At 65.8% G+C, this 23,234-nt stretch carries 18 protein-coding genes, 3 pseudogenes and 1 CRISPR repeat array; of the genes and pseudogenes, 9 read left to right on the top strand and 12 right to left on the bottom strand.

Going from position 1 to position 23,234, the window contains the following annotated elements; genetic code table 11:
- Window positions 1-63 precede the first annotated feature (63 nt).
- The 6 genes and pseudogenes from ACIBF8_RS02085 to ACIBF8_RS02060 all read left to right on the top strand — a co-directional run bounded on the left by ACIBF8_RS02085 (window position 64) and on the right by ACIBF8_RS02060 (window position 6,359).
- Window positions 64-1,086, top strand: coding sequence for an ATP-binding cassette domain-containing protein (locus ACIBF8_RS02085; protein WP_396780462.1), 1,023 nt, complete (start codon window positions 64-66; stop codon window positions 1,084-1,086).
- On the top strand, window positions 1,079-1,846 hold the full coding sequence (locus ACIBF8_RS02080; RefSeq protein ID WP_396780461.1) for an ABC transporter permease: 768 nt from the start codon (window positions 1,079-1,081) through the stop codon (window positions 1,844-1,846). The genes ACIBF8_RS02085 and ACIBF8_RS02080 overlap by 8 nt, the downstream gene beginning before the upstream one ends.
- A gap of 109 nt (window positions 1,847-1,955) precedes the next feature.
- Window positions 1,956-2,621: pseudogene (locus tag ACIBF8_RS02075) on the top strand (polyprenyl synthetase family protein); the annotation flags it as partial.
- A gap of 71 nt (window positions 2,622-2,692) precedes the next feature.
- Window positions 2,693-2,953, top strand: coding sequence for a hypothetical protein (locus tag ACIBF8_RS02070; RefSeq protein WP_396780713.1), 261 nt, complete (start codon window positions 2,693-2,695; stop codon window positions 2,951-2,953).
- Window positions 2,954-4,419: 1,466 nt separating this feature from the next.
- Window positions 4,420-5,049 carry a hypothetical protein gene (locus ACIBF8_RS02065; RefSeq protein ID WP_396780460.1) on the top strand — a complete coding sequence of 210 codons (630 nt, stop codon included), beginning with the start codon at window positions 4,420-4,422 and terminating at the stop codon, window positions 5,047-5,049.
- Between the two features lie 530 nt (window positions 5,050-5,579).
- A complete protein-coding gene (locus ACIBF8_RS02060) occupies window positions 5,580-6,359 on the top strand; it encodes an IS3 family transposase (protein WP_396780459.1) in 780 nt (259 codons plus the stop codon).
- Between the two features lie 164 nt (window positions 6,360-6,523).
- Here the strand turns inward: ACIBF8_RS02060 and ACIBF8_RS02055 are convergent, their stop codons facing one another.
- From ACIBF8_RS02055 to ACIBF8_RS02015, 9 genes are all read right to left on the bottom strand, one after another.
- Entirely contained in the window at window positions 6,524-7,177 is a 654-nt protein-coding gene (locus tag ACIBF8_RS02055) for an HAD family hydrolase (RefSeq protein ID WP_396780458.1), read from the bottom strand.
- Complete coding sequence (locus ACIBF8_RS02050; RefSeq protein WP_396780457.1) at window positions 7,174-8,271, bottom strand: LacI family DNA-binding transcriptional regulator; 1,098 nt, start codon at window positions 8,269-8,271, stop codon at window positions 7,174-7,176. The genes ACIBF8_RS02055 and ACIBF8_RS02050 overlap by 4 nt, the downstream gene beginning before the upstream one ends.
- Before the next feature lie 4 nt (window positions 8,272-8,275).
- Window positions 8,276-9,169: a glycerophosphodiester phosphodiesterase family protein gene (locus ACIBF8_RS02045; protein WP_396780456.1), complete on the bottom strand. Its 894-nt coding sequence runs from the start codon at window positions 9,167-9,169 to the stop codon at window positions 8,276-8,278.
- Window positions 9,170-9,193: 24 nt separating this feature from the next.
- Complete coding sequence (locus tag ACIBF8_RS02040) at window positions 9,194-10,969, bottom strand: ABC transporter permease (RefSeq protein WP_396780455.1); 1,776 nt, start codon at window positions 10,967-10,969, stop codon at window positions 9,194-9,196.
- A gap of 8 nt (window positions 10,970-10,977) precedes the next feature.
- Window positions 10,978-12,006 (bottom strand): ABC transporter ATP-binding protein, encoded by a 1,029-nt coding sequence (locus ACIBF8_RS02035; protein ID WP_396780454.1) that lies wholly within the window; start codon window positions 12,004-12,006, stop codon window positions 10,978-10,980.
- A gap of 88 nt (window positions 12,007-12,094) precedes the next feature.
- The gene (locus ACIBF8_RS02030) at window positions 12,095-13,270 is read right to left on the bottom strand and encodes an extracellular solute-binding protein (protein WP_396780453.1); all 1,176 of its coding nucleotides are present in this window, start codon (window positions 13,268-13,270) and stop codon (window positions 12,095-12,097) included.
- Window positions 13,271-13,545: 275 nt separating this feature from the next.
- Complete coding sequence (locus ACIBF8_RS02025) at window positions 13,546-13,968, bottom strand: Imm1 family immunity protein (protein WP_396780452.1); 423 nt, start codon at window positions 13,966-13,968, stop codon at window positions 13,546-13,548.
- Window positions 13,965-14,432, bottom strand: a complete 468-nt coding sequence (locus tag ACIBF8_RS02020; RefSeq protein ID WP_396780451.1) for a DddA-like double-stranded DNA deaminase toxin — start codon at window positions 14,430-14,432, stop codon at window positions 13,965-13,967. The genes ACIBF8_RS02025 and ACIBF8_RS02020 overlap by 4 nt, the downstream gene beginning before the upstream one ends.
- A gap of 851 nt (window positions 14,433-15,283) precedes the next feature.
- Window positions 15,284-15,613, bottom strand: coding sequence for a DUF3800 domain-containing protein (locus ACIBF8_RS02015; RefSeq protein ID WP_396780450.1), 330 nt, complete (start codon window positions 15,611-15,613; stop codon window positions 15,284-15,286).
- Window positions 15,614-15,739: 126 nt separating this feature from the next.
- Between ACIBF8_RS02015 and ACIBF8_RS02010 the strand changes: the two genes are divergently transcribed.
- Together ACIBF8_RS02010 and ACIBF8_RS02005 are read left to right on the top strand one after the other, a co-directional pair.
- Window positions 15,740-16,378 (top strand): M23 family metallopeptidase, encoded by a 639-nt coding sequence (locus ACIBF8_RS02010; RefSeq protein ID WP_396780449.1) that lies wholly within the window; start codon window positions 15,740-15,742, stop codon window positions 16,376-16,378.
- A 210-nt stretch (window positions 16,379-16,588) separates the two neighbouring features.
- The gene (locus tag ACIBF8_RS02005; RefSeq protein ID WP_396780448.1) at window positions 16,589-17,389 is read left to right on the top strand and encodes an SAM-dependent methyltransferase; all 801 of its coding nucleotides are present in this window, start codon (window positions 16,589-16,591) and stop codon (window positions 17,387-17,389) included.
- Between the two features lie 560 nt (window positions 17,390-17,949).
- A CRISPR array of direct repeats spans window positions 17,950-18,355; the repeat unit is 37 nt; unit sequence GTTGCGATCCTCGCCCGGTCCGAGAACCGGGCGCAGC.
- Window positions 18,356-18,650: 295 nt separating this feature from the next.
- Here ACIBF8_RS02005 and ACIBF8_RS02000 read toward each other — a convergent pair.
- Window positions 18,651-19,853: pseudogene (locus ACIBF8_RS02000) on the bottom strand (IS256 family transposase); the annotation flags it as partial.
- Window positions 19,854-20,107: 254 nt separating this feature from the next.
- Between ACIBF8_RS02000 and ACIBF8_RS01995 the strand changes: the two are divergent.
- Window positions 20,108-20,455, top strand: a pseudogene (locus ACIBF8_RS01995) (transposase); the annotation flags it as partial.
- Window positions 20,456-20,589: 134 nt separating this feature from the next.
- On the opposite strand, the gene ACIBF8_RS01990 reads toward ACIBF8_RS01995, so the two are convergent.
- Window positions 20,590-21,600 (bottom strand): DUF5954 family protein, encoded by a 1,011-nt coding sequence (locus tag ACIBF8_RS01990; RefSeq protein ID WP_396780447.1) that lies wholly within the window; start codon window positions 21,598-21,600, stop codon window positions 20,590-20,592.
- A 447-nt stretch (window positions 21,601-22,047) separates the two neighbouring features.
- Entirely contained in the window at window positions 22,048-23,211 is a 1,164-nt protein-coding gene (locus tag ACIBF8_RS01985; protein ID WP_396780446.1) for an acyl-CoA dehydrogenase family protein, read from the bottom strand.
- Window positions 23,212-23,234 lie beyond the last annotated feature (23 nt).

The raw sequence follows: 23,234 nt of genomic DNA, 5'->3' as shown, positions 1-23,234 counted from the left end.
GCGCCGGGGCCACTACAGAGAACGGAATGCCGGCTTATTCCGTACTCCGGTTCGAGGTGTGATGTGATTCGAACCCGGAAGTTGACCCGCCATTACCGGGCGTCATGGCGTTCCGGCGCGACCGTCGAGGCGGTCAAGGGTCTGGATATGGACATCGAGGCCGGTGAGCTGATCGGTTTTCTTGGCCCGAACGGTGCCGGCAAGACCACGACCCTGCGCATGCTGACCACGCTGTTGCGGCCCACCGGTGGTGAAGCGGTCGTGGCGGGCCACGATCTGATCCGCGACCCGGTCGGCGTCCGGCGCCGCATCGGATACATCGCGCAGAACTCCGGCTCCTCGCCGCAGAGCACGGTGGGGGAGGAACTCGGACTGCAGGGCCGGTTGTACGGGTTGAACAAGGCTGACGCGGCCAGCCGGGCTGCGGACCTGATGGCGCAGATGGATCTCACCCGACTGGCGGGGCGTATCACCCGGACCCTGTCCGGTGGGGAACGCCGCAGGCTGGACGTGGCGTTGGGGCTCATCCACTCGCCCGAGCTCGTATTCCTCGACGAGCCGACAACCGGACTGGATCCGCAGAGCCGGGCGAGCCTCTGGCAGTACCTGCGCCGGCTGCACCGCGAGCAGGGCACGACGCTTTTCCTCACCACGCACTATCTGGAAGAGGCTGACGCCTTGGCCGACCGGATCATCATCGTCGACGGCGGGCGGATCGTGGCGGACGGGACGCCGGAGGCGCTCAAGGCACAGGTTTCGGGTGACAGCGTCCGCGTCCAGGTCGCCGACGACGGCGTCTCCACCGCCGCGGAACTCATCGGGCAGCTTCCCGGGGTGGCCGAGGTTCGGATCGAAGGAGCCACGCTGAGCTTGCGGGTACCGTGCGGCGACGACGTTCTGCCGCAGATTATTGACGTCCTACACCGTGGGCAGGTGTCGATCCGGTCCCTTCAGGTGCAGCGTCCGACTCTCGACGATGTCTTCCTGACGTTGACCGGACGGCATATCGGCCAGGGCCAGGACGACCATGCCGCGGTCCCGGCGCCCGCATCGACGGGAGACGGAAGAGGGAGAGTCAATGCGTGACGTCCTGTCGATCCTGCGTCGGGAGATGTCACACCGGTTACGCGAGCCGGTGTGGGTAATCATGCAGCTGGGGCAGCCCATTCTCTTCATGTTTTTTTTCGGGCCCATCCTGAAGCAGTTCGTCGTGCACACACCGGGCTTCCCGCCAGGCACCGCGTGGACGATTTTCACGCCCGCCCTCATGCTGCAGATGGTCCTCATCGGAGCGTCGACGGTGGGAGTGGCGTTCCTGGCGGAGTACCGGTCGGGCACGTTCGAACGGTTCCGCGTGACGCCTATGCGACCCTCCTCGCTGTTGCTCGGCAAGGTCCTCTGCGTCACCCTGAGCGTGTTGGTCCAGTCCAGCGTGCTAGTCCTGATCTGCCAACTGTTTTTCGGACTCGACACGACCGTACCGGGCATGCTGGCCAGCTTCGGGATGGTGGCACTGCTGTCGGTGGCGCTCTCCTCCTTCTCCTACGGGCTCACCCTGCGGATACCGAGTGAGCAGGCGCTGCCCGCGGCGTTGAACGCGATGCTGCTTCCCCTGATCCTGCTCTCCGGGACACTCCTGCCGATCACGGCCGAACTCGCGCCGGCCTGGCTCTACCGGCTCAGCCTCCTGAATCCGGTTGCCCACGTCATGACGGCGACCCGCGCGTTCTTCCGCGGCGACTTCAGTGTCGAGGCCACGTGGTCCGGGGTCGTGTCTGTTGTGGTGATGAGTGTCGGAGCCCTGTGCTTCGGTATTCGTACCTTCGGCCGCAACGACCTGAAGTGACACGTCGTCCGGTGAACCCGCCTCCTCCGTCGGCCAGGGTCGCGCAACCTGCGGCGAGACCCGGCCATAGGACCGCTCACCGTTTGTCCACCGGACAGGAAGGTGCGACATGCTGGACACCCCGCGAGTCGAGTCCGTCGTCGACACTTTGAAAAAGATTGTCGGAGAACTAGCGCCCGGGACAAGGCACGCGTCGGCGTACCACCATGGCTGGATCGACCGGTCCGGCGCTCCGGCCGGCGATATCGGTGGCAAGTTCCTCCGCGCACGGTTGACGCTGTTGTCCGCGTCCGCGGCCGGGCGGCACCCGGCGGACGCCGTACCGGCCGCAGCGGCACTCGAACTCGTGCACAACTTCTCGCTCCTGCACGACGACGTCATGGATGGTGATGTCGAGCGACGGCGGCGCCCGACTGCCTGGGTCACCTTCGGTATGCCGACAGCGATCCTTGCCGGTGACGCTTTGCTGTTGGAAGCGATGCGGGTGATCGCGGAGAGTCGGGCGCCCGGTGCGGAGGCGGCCCTGCACCGGCTGCTCGGGGCCACACGGCGGATGATCATGGGGCAGGACGCCGACTTGTCGTACGCCGATTCGGCCGTTGTTTCGCTGGCCGACTGCATCACGATGGCGTCTGACAAGACGTCGTCGCTCATTGCCTGCGCCGCTTCGATCGGTGCCGAGATTGTGGGCGCCGACACCATCCTCGTGGACGGCCTTGCCCGGTTCGGCGAGCATGTGGGCATCGCCTACCAGCTCACCGACGACATGCGAAACCTGTGGGGGACCGCAGACGACCTCGGCCGGGAACTCTATTCCGACATCCGGAAGAAAAAAAGTCGCTGCCGGTGGTCGCGGCCCTCAACTCGGGTACGGTGGCGGCCCGCCGGCTTAGTGAGATCTACACCGCCCCCGGGCCGGTGGCGGAGGATCAGTTCGCGGACGTGGCGGAACTGGTGCGGGAGGCCGGCGGCCGGACCTGGGCAGACGGGGAGATCCGTCGCCGGCTCGATGCCGCCGAGCAATGTCTCGCCACCCTCGCCATCCCGCGGACGATCGGTACGGAACTTGTCACGTTCGCGAGATGCGTGGTGGCCAGGACCTGCTGACCGGTGCTTGCTTCGAGCGACCTGCCAGCCGTACGCCGCGCCGGGCTACTCAAGACCGAAGCCGGCGGGTAGTCGCAGGGTCGAGTCGGACCCGCCGGGCAGTCCGCAGGGACTCGCTACGGTCCTGACCCGTGGGGGTTTCGTTGCGACAGCGATCACCGAGTGGGGGTGGTCCGGTGTGGGCGGCGGGCGGCACCCCGCCCACGTCGTGCTCCCCACGCTCGTGGGGGTGGTCCGCAGCCCCGCCAGCAGCAAAGATCGACAGTCTGCTATCCCGTGTTGCCTGGTGGTCTTTCGTGTGCCCGGACTGTGCCCGGAATAGAGATCAAGAGCCCGCCCCCAGAAAATCGGGGACGGGCTCTGACCTGGTGTTTCTCTCGCAGCGGGGACAGGATTTGAACCTGCGACCTCTGGGTTATGAGCCCGACGTTCCGTAATCTCGCCGGAGTGTCGCTGACGCGTTTATGCAGCTGAGAAGCCATCTCCCGTGGAGTCTGATGCCGCCCACTGCCGCCCTCTGGCGGTCCGTTCGCCCACCTATGCCCACCCAAATAAATCGAAGATCACGACAGAGCAGCACCTCTGGACGACGCCGAGCATGATCGATTCGCGCTGGCCCAACAGAACGGAGCACCGATACGTGGACCTCGGCGATCCCGGTTGATGAAGCCGACCGACGCCCCGCGCACCGCCTCGGCACCGTCACCGACGTCCCACCTGGCGCGGCCGAGGCAAACCCCCGGTCAGGTCGTACCAGCAGCTCCGCCACACCAACTCCCGACCGTGGCACGGGCAGCGAGCGCGTACACCACGGCCGGATCGTCCAGCCGATCAAAAATCCCCACACTCTCATCGGCGGCACCGACGGCGACGGCGAAGGCGACGCCGACTCAACACGCCGACTGTGGGCGCTGGTCCGCGACAAGCCATCACGCTCGGTATTCGGCGTGCGGTGGTGGCCGGCATCCTGAACTACCGATGGGCAAGCGGGTGGTTCGTCGTCGCGCGCCTTCGGGCAATCTTCGCCTTCGGCCCTCACCTGCGACTCGGCACCGGAAACGCCGTGGCCGGGCATGGGCACAGCACGGGACACTGGGCTCCATGACCGATGACCACGACATCCGGACACCGGATGATGGAACGGTCGCTGCGGGCGTCGCCGCCCAGGCTCGGCTGCTGGAGCTCGCCGAGCTGTGCCACCTCTGCCGGCAGACATTCCATAAGACCGCCGATCGATTTCACTGGCGGCCCATGCTGGGGTCGGCGTCGGGGGTGCTGGCGGCGGCACTGCCCAGTCCAGATCCGCTTCTGGCAGCACCACGTGTGGAGGCCGGGCATCGACTGGTTGCGGGGGTCGTTCAGACGCACCTGCTTACTGCGGCTGGTCATCTTGGTGCGCTGTCTGCCCTCTACCGCGCTGGCGAAGTGCTGTTCACGCCGGGGATGGTAGTTCGTGGAGTCATCGAGTGCAGCGCTCGTGTCATTTGGATGCTCGGCAACCGGACGACGAGCCAGAGGATCTACTGGCCCGTGGGTACCTTGAGGAGCTCCTCAGCGCTGAGGAGGCCAAGAAGGCAGCCGGCCGGCTCGGCGGGAAGTCGACCAGCCTGCACAAGAAGCTGGACAAGACCTACAAGGATCTCAAGGCGGAAATCGTCCGGCGGTTCCCGGGCACAACTCCCGATGGCCTGAGCCGGTGGATGCTGGGCGGGCAGACCTTGGCGAAGCCGGGCGAGGCAGTGACCTCGATGTACGGATTGCTGGAGAAGAACGCAGGTTCGACGGTCACCAGCAAGATGTCAGAGGGCATCTACGACCTCCTGTCGAACGTGACTCACCCGACGCTGTACCCGACTCGTGAACTCCGAGCGTGGGTGCCGTCACCGGATCATCCCGACGAACTGGTCGCCATACTTCACGTGGAGACCGATTTCGTCGAGCGACAGACGATTGCTGCGGTGCTTGCGTACTACAACGCGTTGTCGTACGTGACGTCCTTCTTCGGGTGGAGCACCGACATCCATAACCAGCTCACCGAGGCGATCGACCGGCTCCTTCCGGGCGCGCTACAGCCGCCCCGGCGTGCCCCCGATTGAAAGCGGCAGGCTCCGTAACGGGTCGCTAAGTCCGCAGGATTCTGATCTGCCGACGAGAGAGCGCCTCAGCTTATGCCTGCTTGCGACCTCCAACCCCACCCATCGAGACAGGCCGTCACACAACGCAAAGATATATCGATTCCGAGTAGCCCTTGGCTGCCAATTGCCCGCGAGCGATAACCAATCAGATGGTCGGGCAGGTGGGTCCACAAAAGCCGATTCCGATCGATGAATCGAGATGCATCAGCTCGCAGGCCAGCATGACATCCGAAACGAGCCATGATCAGTCGAAGCCAACCGAAAGATCAACTCAGCAGCCGCCACGGCTGAGCTGGGAAAACAGCCTAAACAATGCCGTTGAGCAGCTGTCTTGCCATGACGATCCGCTGCACTTGATTTGTGCCCTCGTAGATCTGGGTGATCTTCGGACCAAAGCAGCCTGACCTGCGACAACGCTCCCTGACACCTGGCCGAACCAGTATTTGCCCAGAGTCACAGATTCCGACAATACGGACCAGCCCTTTGGGCGAGTGGAGAAGAACCTAAGGATCAGCGGGGGAGCTGGGACGGTACGGACGCCGGCGCACCCCAGGGCGCCCGCAAAATCTGGCACGAGCTGCACCGACGCGGTGTTTCCGTGGCCGGTGCACTGTCGAGCGGCTGATGCGCGAGTCCGGCCTACGCGGGCTGCTGCGGGACAAGTCCCGCGCACGACCCGGCCCGCCGCGGAGACGGGACGCCCCGGTGACCTGGTCAGACGTAACTTCACCGCAGTACGGCCGAACCAGCTGTGGGTCGCCGACCTCACCTACGTGCGCACCAGCGTGGGCTGGGTGTACGCCGCGTTCGTCCTCGACGTGCGCTCCCGCATGATCGTCGGCTGGCAGGTGTCCACGTCGCTCTACACGGACTTGGCGCTCGACGCGCTGAAGATGGCGATGTGGCGCCGCGAGAACCAGGGCGCTGACCTGGGCGGATTGATCCATCATTCGGATAGGGGCGTGCAATATCGAGCGATCCGCTACAGCCAACGGCTCGCCGAGGCCGGCGCCGTCGCCTCGGTCGGCTCCAAGGACGACTCGTACGACAACGCCATGGCCGAGGCGTTCAACTCCCTGCACAAGGCCGAACTCGTCCGCAACCGAGGACCGTGGCGCGGCGTCAACGACCTGGAGATGGCCACCGTCGAGTACATCGACTGGTACAACAACCGGCGGCTGCACCGCGAGCTCGGCCACGTTCCACCAGCCGAGTACGAGGCGTTAGACGCGATGACCCAGTCGGTCACTGCACTCCTGAAAACCAGCTAACCAACTCTCCATCAAACCCGGGGCTTGACAAGTCCTCGATCCCGCGAACAGCCCTGCCGTCCGGCATCTGCGGCCCGTCTGAGGGCCGTCGTCGACGAGCTACACCAGCCGAGCACGGTCAATCCATAAGTAGGGGCTACTACTACGGCGCCCAACCATTTGGTTCAAGACTGGGCAGGAGTCCGCTTGTCGAGGACGTGCAGCCTGGTCAGCACCGAACGTGCCTCGCTAGCTGTGGTCCAGAGATGTCCGTTCCATCCGTGGCGCCGGGCTTCCTTGACGTTTTCCAGTCGGTCATCGAAGAAGGCGATTCGTGCTGGTGGGAGGTCGAGCAGGGTTGTCGCTCGCGCGTAAGCGGCAGGATCGGGCTTCGCTAGTCCTTGCCTCGCAGAGAAGATCATCTTTTCGAACAGTTTCGACCACGTGGACCGCTGGGCCTTCTCGGCCAGTGCAAGCGGCGCGTTGGACAGTAGCGCCAGACGCGCACCCTGGCGGTGCAGATCCTCGATGAGTAGCACGGAGTCTGGGGCGAGGTCGGTCCACTCGTCCGCGTCCGCGCTGGCGAGGGCGTCGGGAGCGCCGGGCGGCAGCCGGACACCCGCCTTGGTGGACACTGCCGTCCAGTATTCGGCATCGGACCATCCGAGGTCGTAGGCGTCGCGGTGTGCCCAGTAAGCGTCGGTGAACGCGCCGTGGTCGACGTCGGCGCCGAGCGCGTGCGCGACCCGCTGGGCAGGGTTGGTCGGGTGGGCCAGTACGCCGCCGAGATCGAAGACGACGGCGTCGATCTCGGCGGGACCAAGGTTGTCGTCATTCATCGCGGTGCCGGTCCCAGTGTGCGTCCGGGTAGGAAGGTGCCAGGTAGTAGCTCATGTTTGATCTCTGTTTGGCCGTCGAGCAGGGTCTTCATGACCTCGGCGGCGCGTTGTGCGGCCTGCTCGACGGGGATCCGTACCGTGGCGAAGCCGATCAGGTCGATGCCCGGGAGGATTCCGTCGCATCCGGTAAGGGACAGGTCCTCCGGTGTCCTGAGGCTGGCTGCCCGCAGGTATGGCATGAAGGCGAGCGCGCGCAGGTCCGACGGGAACATGGCGGCGGTGATGTGTCCGGCGCGGTGCAGAGCAATGATCTCCTGTGCGCCTTCGTCGATCAGACCGAAGGTGGGGGCGGCCACCGGATGCGCCCGTACGCCGTGGGCGCGCAGCCGGGCTGCCATCGTGATCGCGCGTCGGTGTTCGGTCGCGGAGTTGCCGCCGCTGGAGGTTACGACCGCCACTCCCTGATGCCCGTGCGCCGCGACGGCATCGGCGAGCTGGGTCGCGTTGCTGTCCTCGTCATACGAGACGCTGTATATCCGGGGGTGGGATTCGGGACGTCCGATGATGACGACGGGCACCTTGTCGAGAAACGGCTCCAGCATCTCGGCGTGGATGACGCCGGTCGCGACGAACATGCCGCCGACTCGCAGGCCGAGGAGCCGGTTCAACGCCTGGCGCTCGAAGTTCGCTCCCTCGGCCCGAGACGGGGCCACAGCTACCATCTGCATGCCGAGCCGGCTCACATTTTCCTGCAGTTCTCCGAAGAGGAGGCCGTACGCGGGGTTCGTGGGCCCTCGCAGCAGCAGTCCAAGGATGTCCGAGCTACGGGCGGCCAAGACCCTGGCCATGACGTTCGGAACATAACCGAGCTTTTCCGCGGCGGCGTAGACGGCGTCCCGGGTGGACTGGGCAACAGGCGTTGTGCCGTGGAACACCCGCGAGACAGTGGCCCGCGAGACGCCGGCTGCCGCAGCGACCGCCGCCATGGTGACACTGAGTGCCGACATGGCGGAGCCTGTCCGATCCGGCGACGGGGTGCTGTCATCCGGGTTCGGTAGTTTTGCGGCGCGCGCGGCGCTGCGGGGTGTTTGCACCACGTCACCCTACCGACGGCAGGTCGACCGCCGGGTTGTGCCGGAAGCCCTGCGGCGGCAGTGCTACCCCGCGCACCTGGTCGCGGTACTGGAGTAGCAGGTCTGGCCAGTCGGTCTGGATGATGTCGGCGCCCTGCTTCATGAGCCAACCCCATCCGTCGGCGGGGTCGTCGAAGACGGAGGTGCGGTCGTCGTGACCGGCGAAGAGTGGGACGCCGTCGGGCAAGTTAATCGCGTTGAGTAGGCAGGCCAGTCCGGACGCGTGCATCTCGGTGACGACGTCGGGGCGGGCGAGTTCATCGTCCTTGTGTGCGGCGATGAGTTCCACTCCTACAAGGTTGATGTCCGGGTCGCCGAGGACGGCCTCGATATCGCGGCGGGACCGGACCATCGGGATGTAGGGGTACTTGACCGGATGCCTGCGCAGCCGTTCGAGCCATTCCTCTTCGACCGGGCTCTTGAAGACGAGCTGACCAGTCATGTTGAAGCGGTCGGCGAAGGGGAGTAGGTCGTCCCAGTACCACCACGAGCGATCGACGTTGAGCAGTACGCCACTACCGAGACGTTCGAGTAGTGTGTCGAGTCCGGTCACCGTGGCCTCATGACGGATCCATCGGTACCGCAGCGTACGGATTTCCTCGGTTGACAGCTCACGGATGTCGATGTCGCGGTCGAACGCCTGGCGTTCGCAGCCGTCGTGGAAGAGGAAGAAGTCTCCGTCGGTCGACTTGATGATGTCGATTTCCACCATGTCGGCACCTTGCCGCAACGCGGCCTTGACCGCCTGAAGGGTGTTCTCCGGTACGTTGCCCAGGCCCGTGCCGCGATGGACGGCGATTAGTGGCGTCCGCTCGGCGAGCCGGGCATTCAAGAGGGCATTGATCTTCTGGTATTGCATCTGTCCGAACATGGGTTCCTGCCGTTAGTCGATCGGAGTGGTGTCGGCGTGCGAGAGGAGGGCCGGTACCGCCGGTTTCGGTGGTCGCGTACTCCGTTTGCTTCGCTGCCTCGGTCTACCGTTGCTGCGTCCGTACACAAACCACATGGTCAGGGTGGAGATGGCCATGATTAGCACGGCGTAGACGAATGTCAGCGCTGTGGCGTCGCTGCTTCCCTCGCTGGTCGCTGCGTTCTGGATGAAGATTCCCAGGGGTTGATACAGAGGGTGGGCGAGGAACACGGCCGTGTCGTAGTCGTCGAGCAGGCTGGTGAAGTTCAGTGCGGTGACCGCCGTTGCCGCGGGCAGGACCAGGGGCAGCAGAACCCGTCGGTAGGTGCGGAACGTCCCTGCTCCGAGAATGGTCGCCGCCTCCTCGATCGAGTCGGGGATGCTGGCGAACGCGGCCTTCAGGATGCGTAGGGTCAGCGGGATCTTGGCCGAGATGTAGGCGATCGCCAGCAGGCTTAGCGTGCCGCTGAGGACGATGCCGCCGACCAAGGGGCGGGGTACCGAGTAGGTGATGATGAGGCCGAGTGCCGTAAGCGTTGCCGGGAGCATCCAGGGGATGTGCAGTAGATACTCGATCGTGATCGTTACCGGGTTCACGATTTTCTGCAGCAGCCGCGCCACGAACAGCATCATGGCGATGACGATGACGGCGGTCACCGCCGAGTAGCCCAGGCTGACCAAGAATGGCCATGCCGCCGACGCCTTGGTCAGTACCTGCTGGTAGTTGGCGAGCGTGAAACTGCTCAGCGTCAGGCGACCGGACGAGATTGTCGCCGCGTTGGTGAACGAGAAGATCACGATGAGTGCCGGCGGGAGCAGATAGACGAGGAAGAGGGCATAGCTGAGCACATGGACAAGGACGTTCGCCACCGGATTCTCGATGGGCTGCCGTCGTAGGGCGGACGGGACCTTGGCGACCGAGAAGTAGGTTCCGCCTGCCTGTAGGCGGTTGAGGATGGCGAGCAGCAGCAGTGTTGCGGCGCCGAGGATCAGGGCGAGCGTGGCCGCGAGGTCACGTGACGTGGGGATTCCGGAAAAGGTCAGGATCATCGGCGTGATCGTTTCGAATTCCCGTCCACCGAGCACCTTGGGGGCGGCGAACGCGGCGAGACCGCCGAGGAACGTCAGGATCGTGATGGCGAACAGCGTGGGCTTGAGTACGGGAAGCACAATCTGCCGCAGGACCTGCCAGGTCGAGGCGCCCAGTTGCCGCGCCGCCTCGATCGTCTGCTGGTCGACCCGGGAGATGGCGGAGGAGAGGAACAGCAGATGGTAGCCGGTGCCGGTCAGGGTCATGACGACCACGACGGCGAGCATCCCGGAGAACCACGTCGGATCCGCGCCGGGGAAGATCAACAGGAGTAGGCGGGTGGCGAACCCCTTCTCGCCGTAGACGAAGCGGTAGCCCACCACGGCGATCACACCGCCGTAGACCAGGGTCGTGGCATAGCCGAGCCACAGCAGGCGTGCGCCGCGGATGGCGAAGTAGCGGGTGACCAGGACGACGAAGACGCCTACGACGTTAACGGTGACCGACAGGACAAAGGCCAACACGAAACTGTTGCGCAGTGAGTCGATGGCACGCTGTGAGGCCCAGAGCTTCTCGAACGCACGCACGCTGAACGTGCCGTCGGGGAAGAAGATCTGCTGAAGTGTGACGAGATTGGGGTAGATCAGGAACGCGACGATGAACCACAACAGCCCCACACCCGCGATGATCATCAGTGGTGAGCGGAACATCGCTCGCATCTGGGGGCTCATTTCGGGTGTCCTGAATACTGGAGTACGGAGGTCGGCTCGATGGCCACCTTCACCTCTTGCCCTACCTGAGGGCGCAGCCCGGTCCCCTCCGTCAGCACTATCTGTAGGGTGTCGTGCTCGGTGCGGACGCGATACCTGCTGTGCGGGCCGTGGTAGGTGCGGGCGGTGACCGTGCCGGGGATGAGCACGCCAGCGGTCGGCTGGGCATCTTCCGCGAGATGGACCCGTTCGAATCGGATGTAGGACGGCTTGGCCGGATCGAGTTCGGCGCCGCCGTGCTCCACCAACGTGCCGACGAGGCGAGGGCTGAGTTTGTTCGCCTCGCCGATGAAGGTGCAGACGAACTCGGTCGCCGCGTGGTCGTAAATTTCCTCGGGACGACCGACCTGCTCGACACGTCCTCGGTTGAGGACCGCGATGCGGTCGCTCATCGACAGGGCTTCTTCCTGGTCGTGGGTGACATAGACGGTGGTGATGCCGAACTGGCCTTGAAGCTCCTTGAGCTGGAGACGTAACTGCTGGCGGAGCTTCGCGTCGAGATTGGACAGCGGTTCGTCCAACAGCAGGATCTTGGGCCGCAGTACCAGCGCGCGGGCGATGGCGACGCGCTGCTGCTGACCACCCGAAAGTTCGGCTACGCCCTTGGCGAGTTGCTCCGAGGAGAGGTCGACCTGCGCCGCGATCTCGTCAACCCGACGGTCGATCTCCGACTTCGGGCGCCTCTGCACCTGCAGCCCGAACGCAATGTTCTCGCGCACGCTCATGCTGGGGAACAGGGCGTAGTTTTGGAACACCATCCCCACCTCGCGCTTGCCGCTCGGCAGTTGGGAGACGTCTCTGCCCGCGATGCGGACGGTGCCGGCGCTGAGGCTGACGAACCCGGCAATGGACCGTAGTGCTGTGGTCTTTCCGCAGCCGGAGGGGCCGAGGAGGGTGAAAAACTCCCCCTCCTCCACTTGGAGCGAGAAGCTGGGCAGCGCCTCGATGGCGCCGAAACGCACGGTGACGTCGGCGAGTGTGATCATTTCGCGTCCTTGGCTTGGGCAGCAGCAGGGCAGGGGTGCGGGCGGGCAGCAAGAGCCACTTGGGCATGCGTCCGCCCGCACGATCGGTTCACCCGGCGAGATACTCGAGCTCGACCTTCTCGATCCAGCTGTCGAGGTTCTTCGTCACGAAGGACCAGTCGATGTCCTGCTTGGCGAAGGATTCGGTCACCGCGACGGCCTCGGGCTGCGCCTTCGACAGCGCGTCCTTGTTCGTGGGAGCGGTGAAGAACTTCTGCGACCAGGCGGCCTGCACATCCGCGCTACCGAACCAGTCGATGAACCGCTTCGCCGTGTCCGCCTTCTTCGTGCCCTTCACGAGGGCGACCTGCTGGACGACCATCGGGACACCGACCTGTGGGTGTGCGGCTTCGGTCTGGACCTTGTACTGCTGCTCTCGGGTCGCCTTGCCCGCCAGCCACATTTGTCCAGAATTGATTTTGCCGGCGGCCATCTGTGCGTACAGGTCGGTACCGGTGACCGACGGCACACCGTTGGCGTAGTAGGCCTTGACCGCATCCCATCCGGCCTGGCTGACGCCGAGGTCTCCGCTGTCGTCGCGATAGCGGCTCAGGATTCCCGCGAGCACCATCTGGGCGGTGGCGCCGCCGAGCGCGTTCGACACCTCGTACTTCTTCTTGAACTGGTCCTTGGTCCACAGGTCGGGCCAGTCGCTGGGCGCCTGGTCAGCACTCGGGTAGGCGGCCTTGTTGTATACGAGCATGACCGGTTCGCGCACAATTGGCCAGAACTGCTTGTCCACTGGATCGCCGAGCGAGGCATCGACGGCACCCGACCAGGCCGGGGTGTAGCTGTCGAGAACCTGAGCCTCCTTGAGCTTCTGGAAATAGACATTGTTCAGGCCGAAGGTGACATCCGCGATGGGGCTGGCCTTCTCCGCGACCAGACGGTTCTTGATGTCGCCACCGCCCAGATCGAAGAACTGCAGCGTGAACCCCGCCTGCTTTGCCTCCTGCTTGAGCCAGTCACCCCGCCCGTCCGAGACAGAGTTGCTGTAGACAACGAGGGTCTCCGAGTCGCCAGCCTGGCCGGTGGCGGCCGGCGTGGCACACCCACTGACGGTGAGGGCCGCAGCAGCAAGCACAGCCACGGCTGGCAGCAAGATTCTGCGCATCATTTTTCCGTTCTGCCCCTTGCGGTGCGCCGCCAGGGCTTTTGAGGTCATCGAGGCGAACGCGAGTAGAGCTCCATCCCCGAGGTCACCCTCGAATGAGAGCGCGTTCATGGACCAATGAACGCGCTCTCATGAACATCTAGCGAAACAGTGGCTGAACCTCCGGAGGCAGAGCGTCGAAGATTCAGCAGCTCGACCGTGATGGGTAGGACCGGGCCCCGGAGGAGGTTGCTCGCGGCGGCGGGCGGCCCATCATCGACATCGATGAACGACCCGCTGGCGTCAACCCTGCCCCCACTGTGCGGCGAACCGTTCTTTGACGACCTCGCGGGTCATCGGCCCGAAGGTCTGTAATGCCGCTGTAGCCGCTGACGGACGGCGCGCACTCAGTCCAGTACTGGCCGTGCTGCCGACCTGTCGTCACCTGCGTCGAGTTGCAGGTCGGCCGGTGGCGTGCCGGTAAGGAGATAGTGGTGGGCGGCATGCCGTGCTTTGGCTGGTGTGAGTTTCGTCTGTGCCGGTACGTACGTGGTGACCTGTCCGCCTTGGTCGTAGTCGATGGGCTCTGGCCAGGGCGCTAGGCGGGCGTCGTAGGCGTATCCGCCGCCCACACCGAAGACGAGGAGTACCGCACGGTCAGGGTGTCCGACGCCGATTTGGAGGCCGAGGTCGTCGTTGTCGTCCGGTACGACGTCGACGATGTGTCGGCCTTGCGCAGCGACCTGGTCCAGGACGGCATCCAGGTCGGCGGGTGCGGATACCTGGGCCGTGTTGTCGGCGCCCCAGTAGACCGAGTAGCCGTTATTCATGCGACTCCTCTTCCGTTGCCCTGATAGTCCGCCCACCAGGTAGTGGTGCCGTCGTCACCGGCAACGTACACCCGCAGCGTTGTGCCTTCGGGGAGCATCTCGGCCAGTCGTCTGTGGCAGCCCTTGGGTCCGCCGCACGGTGGAGCGGAAACCACGAGTACCGCATGGTTGGGGGCGTTCGGTCTCCGGAGGATGGCGGCGACGTGGCCTTCCACGTGCTGGGCTGCTGCCGCCATCTGGTGCCAGCGCAGCGGGGAGTCGCGACGCAATCCTGGCGCCCCTTGGCCTGGGCCGTCTTCGCCGCTCCAGATCGGCTTGCTGCGCGTACGGCCGTCCGGGCTCATCAGCATGCCGACGGTCTTCGTGCCGCGTGGAAGCATCGTCCGCAGGCTTGCCGCGACTGCGGCCAGGTACGGCGACGGTAGGAACCGCGGGGTTCGGCACCGCTGCCGGCAGATCGCCATCGGAGATGGGTATGCCGATCGTGGTCATGTATGCCTCGACCGCGTCGGCGCTGGTGCCCGCTGCTTCTGCGGCGACCGTCGCTTTCTCAACGGCCCGAAGCAGCGCGGCCGTGAGCAGTGTCGCCGAAGAGCCGTCGGCGCCGCGCAGGTGTTCCCGCAGCCGGACGGTGGCCTCGGACAACTGCGCCGATGCCTTCATTGCCAGCGCCGAGCCGGCACGGATGGTTGTGACGGCGGCGCGTAGATGCGCGCCGACCTGCGCCAGCGTGGTCACCACGATCCCATTCCAACCGGTCGCGACGGGCCGGCGGACGCACCGTCGGGTTGGGGCGAGGTTCCCTGGTTGCGAAGGACTGAGGGTGCTGCGGTTGGCGTTCGCATGGGAAGCAGGGTGCGGCCATGGCCGGGGAGCGTGGGAAGAGCGACACCTCGGGCTGTGGACGACACGCACGATATCCACAGGCACACTCCGTAGCTGCCCAGGTAAACGCTTGTTGTCGAGGTCGGCCATCGGTGTCCCGGTGCCGCCGCTGCCCTTCCCCCGCGTCTACCGCCCCGGCCCTTGACGGGCAAGGGCACAAATCCGATCCGCCCCGGTCACCGGCACACCAACAGTTCCGGTTGGGCGCTGGTGCGGGTGACGGTGCGGCTCGGGGCCCTTGCCCGACCGCGGGGCATCGGGGCGGTGCGCGTCGGGGGTCAGCGCGGCCCCGGCGCCACCCCAGGCCGGGGCACGCGTCATACCGGGTCCCGGAGGAGGCCGTCCGCGCTCCGCCAAACCAGCCTGTCTACGAGAAGAGGACACGTCCCCTGTAGGACATGCCCTCTGAGCTGCTTGACAGGACGTGGGTTCACATGGACAGGTGACCTTGCGGTCGTAGCGCCAGGGGGCCGCCGTTGACGTCAAGGTGTCCGAGAAGGCGGCCGTACCAGGAGGATATCTTGTTGCGCCGACCTGTTGGGCGAAGTGATCGGTAGGCGGTCCAGGCGGCGAAATCGGCGATTTGGACCCACTGGCTGCTGTTGGCGTGCCGGAAGAAAGGGTCTTCGATCAGCCGCCGACCCTGGCCGTCGAGCGCCCGGTGTCCTCGGGCGTAGATGGCGTTGGAGCCATCGCCGTCCATCACGATCATGCCGAAGCACCCGTGCGCGCCCAAGTTCCGGTCGAGCATCGCGACCATGCCTCGGTAGAGGTTCGCCTTGTCACTTTCGAAGTCCCGGCCGCGGGCGGTGGTTTGCCGGTAGACGGTGCCTAGCGCTATGCCGGGCAAGGCGGCGATTGCGTCCAGTCCGTCGCGGATGAGCTCATGACCCCCACCATCTCCGCCACCAAATTCTTCTCCAAGATGCGCACCATCGACGGCTGGGAAACCATGCCCCTCGCGGTCGTCGCCCAACGGGTCCAGGTCAGCGCCTTTCCCGACGCCTACGCCAAACACGAGCCCCTCGCCACGGCGATCGTCAACGCGATCACCGACGGCGCCCTCACCTGCACCGCCCCGGGGTCCCCCTCGACCTCGGGATGGATCAAACCCGTCAACGGCACCTTCACCAGCGGCTTCCGTACCCCCGAACGCCCCACCCACGACGGCGTCGACGTGGCCGCACCCAAGGGAACACCGATCTACGCCGCCAGCGCCGGAGTCGTCATCACCGCCAAGTGCGACAGCGCCAACTGCGACATCGACGGCTCACTCAACACGCCAGGCTGCGGATGGTACGTCCAGATCCGCCACGCCGACGGCACCGCGACCCGCTATTGCCACATGCTCCACCGCCCGTACGTCACTGTGGGCCAAGCCGTCAGCACTGGCCAGCAGCTCGGCGTCGTCGGCACCAGCGGGCCTCACCTGCACTTCGAAACCCACACCAGCAACCCGCCAGGTAGCGCCAACGCCACCGAACCCTTCGCGTTCATGGCCGCTCGCGGTGTCCGTTTGAGTTGATCATAGATGTAGGTACTCCTCATTAGATCTTTCGGTTTCTCATCGGCCTGTCGGCGCACTTGTCGGTTTCGACATGTCGATGAGACGCCGATGGCGCGGCGGAGGTCCACCCGGTCCCGGGAGTTGGCGGGTTCACAGGGATCCGTGGCCGCAGCAACTACACGCCGCCCCACTTGCGTCACCGAGCCTTCGGTGCGGAAGAATGCCCTCATGACCGAGGACCGGGAGTTCCCGTCAGGCTCCAAACTGGACACTACGGTTCCGCACTCGGCGCGGATCTGGAACTACTGGCTCGGCGGCAAGGACAACTTCGCGGTCGACCGGGCCGCCGGCGATGAGGTGATCGCACACATCCCGGATATCCCCATCGGGGCAAAGTCCGAGCGCGCGTTCCTCAAGCGCGTGGTCCGGTTCCTCGTCGAGGATGCCGGCATCCGTCAGTTCCTCGACGTCGGCACCGGCCTCCCCTCGGCGGACAACACCCACGAGGTCGCGCAGTCCCTCGACCCGCGCTGCCGGGTGGTCTACATCGACAACGACCCGCTCGTCATGGCACATGCGCGTGCGCTCCTGACCAGCGCGCCGGGCGGCAGGTGCGACTACGTGGAAGCCGACCTGCGCCAGCCGGACACGATACTCGCGTCCGCGCAGCAGACGCTCGACTTCTCGCAGCCGATCGGGCTCATGCTCCTCGGCGTCGTCAACCACCTCATGGACGACGACGTGGCGTACGGCTCCGTCGCGCAGCTGGTGCAGGCTATGCCCACCGGTAGCCACCTGGTGCTCACCCACTCCACCGCGGAGATCCATGGCGAGCCGATGCTGCGCGTGATGCGGGAAACCACCGAGCGCGGCGGCACGCCAATCCGCGCCAGGACGAAGATAGAGCTCGAACGCTTCTTCGACGGGTTGGATCTGCTGGAGCCCGGCGTCGTTACGTGCTCGCGCTGGCGCCCGGAGTCCGACGAGCCGGAGGTCTACCTGTTCGGCGGCGTCGGCCGCATCGGCTGAGCTGGAGCCTCTCGATGCCCGCCAGACACGAGGGCAACCTATTCGCGGACCCGGGAGGCGACCCGGCAGATCAGCGGCCACCGGTCCGTTTCGCGGCAACGAGCCCGCAGCGAACTCCATCGAGGAATCCGCCATCTTGGGTGAGAAGCCGGGCCGCCACACCGCTGATGAGACCCTGACAAGGGCCAGGTCAGCAGACGTTGCCGCCGTCAGAACCGATGGGAACCTACAAGAGTGTGCGGCTCAAGCCTGCCTGACGAACAGCAGTCGTGCCGTCGCCGCACCAAGGTCATTTCAGTCTCAACCGCTGTCGAGACACTTGCCGGAGACAGGTGACTCAACCCGTTGGGAGGGATCTTGCCTGATTCCGCTGGTCCCGCTCATTCTGCGTACGGCTCTCGTCACCCGGTACCGCCCTGACGTGCATCCCGAACCAGCGAGCCCCAATCACATCAGTAACGCAACCGGAATGAGAAGCCCGGAGTCCGAAGGGTGCGATCATCGCTGCTCGGGGACCGAGCAGCGATGATCGCGGTGCTGAGGTCCACGGCTAGGAGACCGCTACGATCATCGCTCGGTCTGAGACCCGGGCGCAGCTCAAGTGGGTCGCCTCGATCATCACCTGGTGGTGCCAGTCGCGACCCTCGCCCGGTCCGGGGACCGGGCACAGCATGAGCTTCGTCGCCCCGGTGCCGCAGAGGTTGTTGTGGTTGCGATCCTCGCCCGGTCCGAGAACCGGGCGCAGCCGTGGCAGGTGACGCTGTACGACACCCGACCGGGGAAGTTGCGATCCTCGCCCGGTCCGGGGACCGGGCGCAGCGGATCGTCAAGGCCACCCACGACGTCGTAGAGGTCGTTGCGATCCTCGCCCGGTCCGAGAACCGGGCGCAGCTCGGCAGGCCGTTACCGGTGACGGTGGTGACACCCGGGTTGCGATCCTCGCCCGGTCCGAGAACCGGGCGCAGCGGCTCGTGAACAGCCAGCATTCAAGTTAACCAGTAGAGAGACATCGACGACCACGCCAGAGAGATCCCAATTAGTATGATTTAGGGGCTAGGAACGTCAGGCTGTCCGGGTGACCACTGGGGGTTCCTAGATCACGAACAGACCCTAGCTTGATCTTTAACCTGTGGCGGCTGGTCGTTGCCCCCGGCTGATCATGGGTCACGTCCGCGCTGGTGGTGTGGGAGACGGCCATCGCGGGATCCGGTTTGATGTTATGCGGCGATCGGGGTGGGCTGGTCCTGGTCGGTGTCATGTTGGTCTGGCTGGACGGGGTGAGTCGGGCTTTGGCGAGGAGTTCCAGGCCCATGTAGCGGCGGCCTTCGGTCCATTCGTCGGTCTGCTCGGCCAGGACCGCGCCGACGAGGCGGATGATCGCGGGTCGGTTGGGGAAGATCCCGACGACGACGGCGGTGCGGCGGCGGATCTCCTTGTTCAGCCGCTCCTGCGGGTTGTTCGACCAGATCTGACGCCAGATCTCGCGCGGAAAGCCGGTGAACGCCAGCAATTCGTCACGGGCGGCATCAAGGCGCTCGGCTGCGGCCGGGAACTTCGCCTCGATCGTGGTCACGACCCGCTGGAACTGGGCCCGGACGGCGTCGGCGTCGGGCTGGTCGAAGATCGTCCGGACCAGAGTCGCGATCCACGGCTGCGCCGAATTGGGCATCTTCGTGAGCAGGTTGCGCAGGTAGTGGGTCCTGCACCGCTGCCACGACGCCCCGGGCAAGGCCGCGCCGATGGCATGCACCAAGCCGGCGTGGGCGTCGGAGATGACCAAGCGGACACCGGACAGGCCGCGAGCGGTCAACGACCGCAGAAACGCCGACCAGCCAGCGCCGTCCTCGTCCGAGGCGACGTCGAGGCCCAACACCTCACGCTGGCCGTCGGCGTTGACCCCGACAGCGATCAGCGCATGGACGTTGACGGTGCGGCCGGCTTCGCGGACCTTCATCGTCAACGCGTCCATCCACACGAACGTGTAGTGCGCCGAGTCCAAGGGCCGGTTGCGGAACGCCTGCACCTGCGCGTCCAGGTGCTTGGCCATCTCCGAGACCTGCGACTTCGACAGCTGCCGAATGCCGAGCTGCTCGGCCAGCTTCTCCACCCGCCGCGTCGATACCCCGAGCAGGTAAGAGGTGGCCACCACCGACACCAATGCCTGCTCGGCCCGCCGCCGGTGCGTCAGCAGCCAGTCCGGGAAGTAGCTGCCCTGTCGCAATTTCGGGATCGCCAGGTCGATGGTGCCGGCCCTGGTGTCCCACTCCCGGGCCCGGTATCCGTTGCGGGAGTTGACCCGCTCGTCGCTGCGCTGCCCATATGAGGCGCCGCAGATCGCATCAGCTTCGGCGGACATCACCGCCTGCGCGATCGTTCTGATCATCGCCTGCAACACATCAGGCGAAGCGCCCGCGATCTGCTCGCACAGCAGCTCAACAGGGTTCACACTCTCAGATGCGGCCATCGCGCATCACTTCTCCTTCACTCGGACTTAGCCGTCTCGAAGGATCGCGCGGTGGCCGTCTCTCATCTACGCAACACGCCCCATCACGGGCAAGTCGTACACCACTTCCCTGGACGCAACCTGATCATGGTGACAGCCCTTGGTCGATCACCAAGCTAGGTGTTCTGTCCAGAGTGGGTGGGGAGGGAGTGTGGATATAACGGTGTTTCCGGCCTGACCCGCCAGACGTTGTGCCTGGTGAGGACGGTGCCGTGATGACCGCGACGCAGAACGATCCGGCTGAACGTAAGAAGCGGGCGGAGGCGAAGGCCGCCATTGAGCTGGTCCGGGCCGCGAAGGAGCAGGGGCTGTCGTTGACCGGTCCGGATGGGCTGCTCAGGCAGTTGACCAAGACGGTCCTGGAGACCGCGTTGAACGAGGAGATGACTGAGCACCTCGGCTGTGAGAGGCACGACCTGTCGGGTGCCGGGATGGGCGATATCCGCAACGGCACCCACTCGAAGACGGTGCTGACCGACGGCACCGGGCCGGTGCAGATTGCCGTGCCGCAGGATCAGGCGGGCACCTTCGAACCCCAGATCGTCAAGAAGCGGCAGCGTCGGGGGTCGCGAAGGCCCTCAGGTGCACGCGTACGTGACATGAACGTGTGATGAGTAGATCCGCGATGACGTAAGGCGGGGACGGCTGCCCGTCCCAGCGCGTGCACTGCGCGGTGCGCCGATCCCCACCGGTCGGATCAGTCCGGGTCGGGCATCAGCCCCTGCTCGCGGAGATCGTGGACCTGCCGGGCGGGCGGTGGATACGAATCGCGGTCCGAGGGGCGCGGCCCTTCCGGCCCGTCCGGTCCGACTCGGACGAAGGTTTCGACCCGGGTCACCCGGCACGACACGCCCTGCACCTCGAAGTCGTCGGTGCACGGCGGCCGGTGCGCGGCCCGGGCGCGCTCGTACGCCGCCATGACCTCCTCGAACGGGGCGTTCTCGTCCGGGGCGAAGGGCCCCATGGAGAAGGAGCCCGCGTCCCGTGCCGCCTGCGGCGTCGGATAGGTAGCCGCCGTTCGGGGTCGCCAGCTGCCGGCGACATATGCCCCGATGGTGTACTCGACCGGAAGGAGAACCACGTTGGGATGGCTGGTCACCGCGAGGCGGGAGTCGGCGCGTACATCCTCGCCGACGGCGTCGGTCTGCAGGTAGCCCGAAATCATCTCCATCCGGACTAGTCCGTCGGTGAGCCCGGTACCCACGGTCGGGTCGATAACGAACCCGGCCATCGGTGAGCTGTCCCGCTCCGCCTGGCCCGGCGGATAGGGGTCCGGGTCGGTGGGCCGAGGCGGCTCCGGCCCGTCCGGGCCCATCCGGATGAACGGCTGGGCGCGGATGATCCGGTAGCGGCGGCCGTTGACGGTGAGCTCGTCGAGCGGTTCCCAGTCGAGCAGCTCGTACGCCGTCTCGTATCCCGCTCTCTCGGTCGCGTGCTCGTCGGTCTCCGGCAGTTCGCTGTGCAGCTTCCGGAAGTGCGACGCAAGGCCGTCGCGGGCATGCTGGGGCTCGTCGGCGGCGAGCCGGAGGATCCGCCACCGACCGTCGACCTGCTCCACGAAGCCGAAGACCGGCATTCCCCACATCAGCGTCGGATAAGCGATTGATCGCTCCCGGGCGTCGTCCTCGGAGAGCTCCGACACCGGGTCGTCCCGCTGCTCGATCCTGACCAGCAGATGATCAGGCAATCGCTCATCGTGATACGTCATGCACGCATTGTGTCGCCCTGGCCGCACAGGCGCAGACCCGCACCGCCGCAGGTGACCGACAGACAACGTCGTTCGGCCTGCAGCCCATCTCGTTGCGCACGCCACGCTCGACTGCGGCGCTCCCGTCCTTGAGCATCACAGCACCCCGACACCATGCACTTATTACTCGACGCAACCGGCAGACCGGGCACCAGTCAGCTACGTTCCTCGATCGAGCGAGGGCCTCTCCTGAGACGCCCACCTATGCCTCGGCAACGCTTCACCGTGCACAGTGCAGTCTATGCATGCAGATAGGTGGATGACTCTCCCCAGGATTTCCCCAGAACGCCAACCGAAAGCGTTCTGGGGTGACCACAAATATCCCACAAGGTAATCACTCAGCCACACTGCGTGGCCAAGGCGATCGCCCCGTCTACACCCGCCCTGAGCTGCTAAAACAGCCCCGGATCAGCCCTTCAGCAGCTCCCGTGCCATGACGATTCGCTGCACTTGGTTCGTGCCTTCATATATCTGGGTGATCTTGGCGTCGCGCATCATCCGCTCGACCGGGTAGTCCCGCGTGTAGCCGTAGCCGCCGAGCAGCTGCACGGCGTCGGTGGTGATCTCCATGGCGGCGTCCGAGGCGAAGCACTTCGCCGCCGCACCGAAGTAGGTGAGGTCGGCGTCGCCCCGCTCCGACTTGCCGGCTGCCGCGTAGGTGAGCTGCCGGGCCGCCTCCAGCTTCATGCCCATGTCGGCGAGCATGAACTGGATCCCCTGGAACTCGGCGACCGCCTTGCCGAACTGTCGGCGCTCGGTCACGTACCCCATCGCGTAGTCGAGCGCGCCCTGCGCGATCCCGACGGCCTGCGCGGCGATGGTGACCCGGGTGTGGTCCAGGGTCTTCATCGCGGTGGCGAAGCCGGTGCCCTCCGCGCCGATCATCCGGTCGGCGGGGATCCGCACGTTGTCGAGGTAGACCTCGCGGGTGGGCGAGCCCTTGATGCCGAGCTTCTTCTCCGGCGCACCGAAGCTCACCCCAGGATCGGACTTCTCGACCACGAAGGCCGAGATGCCCCGGGACCGGGCAGCCGGGTCGGTGACGGCGAAGACGGTGTAGAACTCGGACACCCCGGCGTTGGTGATCCAGCGCTTCACACCATTCAGCACCCAGTGATCCCCGTCACGTACCGCCCGGGTGGTCATCGAGGCCGCGTCGCTGCCCGCCTCCGGCTCGGAGAGACAGTACGAGAACATCGCGTCACCGGCCGCGACCGGCGTCAGGTAGCGGCTCTTGAGGTCGGCGGAACCGGCCAACAACAGCGGCATCGTGCCGAGTTTGTTCACCGCCGGGATCAGCGAGGAGGACGCGCAGGCGCGCGCAACCTCCTCGATCACGATGGCGGTGGCCAGCGCGTCCGCGCCCGCGCCGCCGTACTCCTCGGGGATGTGCGGGGCGTGGAAGTCGGCCGCCCGCAGCGCGTCGTAGGACGCCTTGGGGAACTCCCCGGTCTCGTCGGCCTCGGCGGCGTGCGGCGCCACCTTCGCGGCACAGACCGCACGCACCGCCTCCCGGATCGCCTGGTGCTCCTCGGGCAACCGGTAGACGTCGAACGACTCCCCTGCGGCCATCTCGGCCCTCCCCTTCACCGCTA

This window comes from Micromonospora sp. NPDC050276, from assembly GCF_044459545.1.
Taxonomy (GTDB): domain Bacteria; phylum Actinomycetota; class Actinomycetes; order Mycobacteriales; family Micromonosporaceae; genus Micromonospora.
Note: the sequence above shows the minus strand (reverse complement) of the source record. Positions and strands in the feature narration are given on the sequence as shown.

Excerpts from the sequence above, each read along its gene's own strand:
- ACIBF8_RS02020 (WP_396780451.1), bottom strand. The coding sequence starts at position 14,432 with ATGGCGATCTGCCGGCAGCGGTGCCGAACCCCGCGGTTCCTACCGTCG.
- ACIBF8_RS02005 (WP_396780448.1), top strand. The coding sequence starts at position 16,589 with ATGACCGAGGACCGGGAGTTCCCGTCAGGCTCCAAACTGGACACTACG.
- ACIBF8_RS02010 (WP_396780449.1), top strand. The coding sequence starts at position 15,740 with ATGACCCCCACCATCTCCGCCACCAAATTCTTCTCCAAGATGCGCACC.
- ACIBF8_RS02025 (WP_396780452.1), bottom strand. The coding sequence starts at position 13,968 with ATGAATAACGGCTACTCGGTCTACTGGGGCGCCGACAACACGGCCCAG.
- ACIBF8_RS02035 (WP_396780454.1), bottom strand. The coding sequence starts at position 12,006 with ATGATCACACTCGCCGACGTCACCGTGCGTTTCGGCGCCATCGAGGCG.
- ACIBF8_RS02015 (WP_396780450.1), bottom strand. The coding sequence starts at position 15,613 with ATGGTCGCGATGCTCGACCGGAACTTGGGCGCGCACGGGTGCTTCGGC.
- ACIBF8_RS02045 (WP_396780456.1), bottom strand. The coding sequence starts at position 9,169 with ATGCAATACCAGAAGATCAATGCCCTCTTGAATGCCCGGCTCGCCGAG.
- ACIBF8_RS01985 (WP_396780446.1), bottom strand. The coding sequence starts at position 23,211 with ATGGCCGCAGGGGAGTCGTTCGACGTCTACCGGTTGCCCGAGGAGCAC.
- ACIBF8_RS02080 (WP_396780461.1), top strand. The coding sequence starts at position 1,079 with ATGCGTGACGTCCTGTCGATCCTGCGTCGGGAGATGTCACACCGGTTA.
- ACIBF8_RS01990 (WP_396780447.1), bottom strand. The coding sequence starts at position 21,600 with ATGACGTATCACGATGAGCGATTGCCTGATCATCTGCTGGTCAGGATC.
- ACIBF8_RS02040 (WP_396780455.1), bottom strand. The coding sequence starts at position 10,969 with ATGCGAGCGATGTTCCGCTCACCACTGATGATCATCGCGGGTGTGGGG.
- ACIBF8_RS02030 (WP_396780453.1), bottom strand. The coding sequence starts at position 13,270 with ATGAACGCGCTCTCATTCGAGGGTGACCTCGGGGATGGAGCTCTACTC.
- ACIBF8_RS02055 (WP_396780458.1), bottom strand. The coding sequence starts at position 7,177 with ATGAATGACGACAACCTTGGTCCCGCCGAGATCGACGCCGTCGTCTTC.